Below are 3,531 nucleotides of genomic sequence, written 5' to 3'. Positions count from 1 at the left end.
TTCCGGCGGATGGGCTGGTCGTTTCAGGCCATTCGACGGTGGACGAATCCATGCTGACGGGTGAGCCTTTGGGGCAGGAGAAACTGCAAGGCGCGCGGCTGACGGGCGGCACTGTGAACGGCACTGGGGCGCTGGTGATGCAGATTACCGAGGTTGGCGCGGCCACGGTTTTGGCGCGAATCATTGCGCTGGTGGAGCAGGCTCAGGGCAGCAAACTGCCGGTGCAGGCGTTGGTGGACCGCATTACGCTGAGGTTTGTGCCGGTGGTGATGGCTGTGGCGGCGCTGACGGTGCTGGTCTGGCTGATCCTCGGGCCGGGATTGGCCGAGGCGTTGGTGGCGGGGGTGTCAGTGCTGATCATCGCTTGCCCCTGCGCGATGGGGCTGGCGGTGCCTGTGTCCATTCTGGTTGGCACTGGGCGGGCGGCGGAATTGGGGATTCTGTTCCGTAAAGGTGAGGCTTTGCAAAGGCTTGAGACGGTGCGGCTGGTGGCGTTCGATAAGACCGGGACGCTGACGATGGGGCGGCCTGTCGTGCAAACGGTGATCGGCGGGGGGCTCGTTTTGCAGATTGCGGCAGCGGTTGAGGCGGCATCGGAGCATCCACTGGCGGCAGCGGTTGCGGCAGAGGCTGCGCGATTGGGTATCGTCGTGGCGGCGGTGACTGGTTTTGAGGCGGTGCCGGGACAAGGCGCGCGGGCGGTTTTGGATGGGGTGCCGGTCAGTGTAGGCTCGGCGCGGATGTTCCCAGATTTGGATGCGGAACTGGCGGGGCAGGCGGTTGAAGCGCAGGCGAAGGGGCAGGGCGTTTTGTTTGTCGGCCAAGAGGGTCGCGCGATTGGTATGATCACGGTGGCCGATCCGATCAAGCCGTCTGCTGCGGCAGCGGTGGCGGCTTTGATGGCAGCGGGTGTCAAAGTGGCGATGATTACCGGCGATGCCGAGGCCACGGCGCGTGCGGTGGCGGGCGCGCTTGGGATCAGGCAGGTTCATGCAGGGGTGCTGCCTGCGGGTAAGGCTGGGGTGATTGCGGGGCTTGGCGCGGGCGTGGCGTTTGTCGGTGATGGTATCAATGATGCGCCCGCGCTGGCTGCGGCGGATGTGGGGTTTGCGATGGGCACTGGCACCGATGTGGCGATTGAGGCGGGCGATGTGGTGCTGATGACGGGCGATCCGATGGGGGTTGCGCGCGCGCTGGAACTTTCCCGCGCAACCATGCGTAATATCAAACAAAATCTGCTGTGGGCTTTTGGCTATAATGCGGCGCTGATCCCGATAGCGGCCGGTGTTTTGGTGCCATTTGGTGGACCGCAACTGTCGCCGATGCTCGCGGCGGGGGCTATGGCGTTATCGTCGGTTTTCGTATTGTTCAACGCGCTGCGGCTGCGGCGCTTTAAAGGAGTGCGGGGATGAATATCGCGGAAGTTGCAAAGGCGGCGGGGCTGCCCGCCAAAACTATCCGGTACTATGAAGAAATCGGTCTGATCCATCCCAAACGCAGCGATAACGGTTACCGTGCGTTCGGCGAAAGCGATCTGCACAAGTTGGCGTTTGTCGGGCGAGCGCGGTCGCTGGGGTTTTCGATCGTCGATTGTCGGGCTTTGTTGGCGCTTTATGAAGACCATGCTCGGGCGAGTTGTGATGTCAAAGCGGTTGCCGTGACACATCTGGCGCAGATACGCGACAAAATTGCCGAGTTGCGCGCGATGGAGGCGACGTTGGCAACACTCGTGCAAGCTTGCAGTGGCGACTCCCGGCCGGACTGCCCGATTTTAAGTGGTTTATCGGAGCAGGCTCAGACGCAAACTTAGTCGCGCGTGCGAAATTGCCTCGCCTCGTTTGCGCGGCGCGCCTCGTGTCTCATCAGAGGCGGTCTTTCGCGGATCGGCGACATAGCAGGCTTCCGAACTGACCGTTTAGCAAGCCGTCGCGGCTCAATGCGCTTCGGCCCTAACAGTTCGTGATATGCAAAAGATAAATATAGTGAAAAATTGAAATGTTTGCGGTAACAGGAAATCGGTTTGAAGGTTTTTCGACTTGGCTTGGAATCTGGCGACTGCGGGCAGAATGGATCTGTAGGTTGCTTGACCCCGCATGGGATCAGACTAGGCTCGACATCAGTAGTAATGACAACATGTGGAATGTGCTTTGAAGGATACCAACCTGACACCCGCCCTGCTGAGATCTGACGTGCTGCGGCATCTGACGTTCACGCTTGGAAAAGATGCGGCCAACGCCAGCCGTTATGATTGGCGCATGGCGCTGTCGTTTGCCATTCGTGATCGGATCATGGAGCCGTGGTTTGCGTCGACCCGCCGCACTTGGGCAGAAAACCGGAAACGGGTGTATTATCTTTCGATGGAATTCCTGATCGGGCGACTGTTGGAAGACGCCACGGTGAACCTTGGACTGCGGGATATCTCGGAAGAAGTTATGCTTGGCTTGGGTCAGGACTTTCACGCGCTTGTCGAGGGTGAACCAGATGCGGCGCTTGGCAATGGCGGCTTGGGGCGGCTGGCTGCGTGTTTCATGGAAAGCATGGCGACGGTGGGTTGTCCGGCTTACGGTTACGGCATCCGCTATGAGCATGGCCTGTTTCGACAAAGTTTTGAGCGTGGTCAACAGGTTGAGATGCCGGAAGATTGGTTGTCGCAAGCCAACCCGTGGGAGTTTGCACGTCCTGAAAGCGCCTATGTGATCCCGTTTAAGGGCACGCTTGAGGTGAAGGACGGCAAGGATGTTTGGATTCCGGCTGAGACCGTTTTGGCTTCGGCCTATGATACGCCCGTGATCGGCTGGCAGGGCAAATGGGCGAACACCTTGCGGCTTTGGTCGGCGAAACCGACGAAACAGTTTGATCTGGAGCGGTTTAACCGTGGCGATTATGCGGCTGCAGCTGAACCGGAAGCTTTGGCGCGCACGTTGAGCCAAGTTTTGTATCCTGATGATACGACGTATCAGGGCAAAGAGTTGCGCTTAAAGCAGGAGTTTTTCCTGACCTCGGCGGCTTTGCAGGATATTTTGCGCCGCTTTAAAGTCGGCCATACCGATCTGCGCGACCTGCCAAAACACGTCGCTATTCAGATGAACGACACCCATCCGGCCATAGCTGGGCCGGAGTTAATCCGTCTGCTGGTCGATGAAAATGGCATGGGCTTTGAAGATGCGCTGGAAACCGCGCGCGATTGCTTGGGCTACACCAACCACACGCTGCTGCCCGAGGCGCTGGAGCGGTGGGCGACTTTCACCTTCGGCAACACGCTGCCGCGCCACATGCAGATTGTTGAGCGGATCGACGCTTGGCATCGCACCACCTTCAACCCGCCGCATTACATTGGCATCGTCAAACACCAAGAAGTGCGGATGGGCGAGTTGGCGTTCGTGATGGCACATAAGGTTAATGGCGTTTCGGCGCTGCACTCTGATCTGGTCAAGAAGAATCTGTTCCCGGAACTCGACGCGCTGCATCCGGGGCGGATTATGAACGAAACCAATGGGGTAACGCCGCGTCGTTGGCTGAAAATGTGCAACC

The 3,531-nt window shown here is 59.2% G+C and carries 3 protein-coding genes; all 3 read left to right on the top strand.

Going from position 1 to position 3,531, the window contains the following annotated elements; translation table 11 throughout:
* A partial coding sequence (locus JWS10_RS10070; RefSeq protein WP_299506941.1) for a heavy metal translocating P-type ATPase occupies positions 1–1,412 on the top strand: 1,412 nt, incomplete at its 5' end.
* The gene (gene cueR, locus JWS10_RS10065) at positions 1,409–1,810 is read left to right on the top strand and encodes a Cu(I)-responsive transcriptional regulator (RefSeq protein WP_299506939.1); all 402 of its coding nucleotides are present in this window, start codon (positions 1,409–1,411) and stop codon (positions 1,808–1,810) included. The genes JWS10_RS10070 and cueR, both read left to right, overlap by 4 nt.
* A gap of 337 nt (positions 1,811–2,147) precedes the next feature.
* On the top strand, positions 2,148–3,531 hold a 1,384-nt coding region (glgP, locus tag JWS10_RS10060; RefSeq protein ID WP_299506934.1), incomplete at its 3' end, for a glycogen/starch/alpha-glucan family phosphorylase.

It is taken from the genome of Cypionkella sp. (genome assembly GCF_028290025.1).
Lineage (GTDB): Bacteria > Pseudomonadota > Alphaproteobacteria > Rhodobacterales > Rhodobacteraceae > Cypionkella.
The sequence above is the reverse complement of the archived record's forward strand: the minus strand, read 5'-3'. Positions and strand labels throughout refer to the sequence as shown.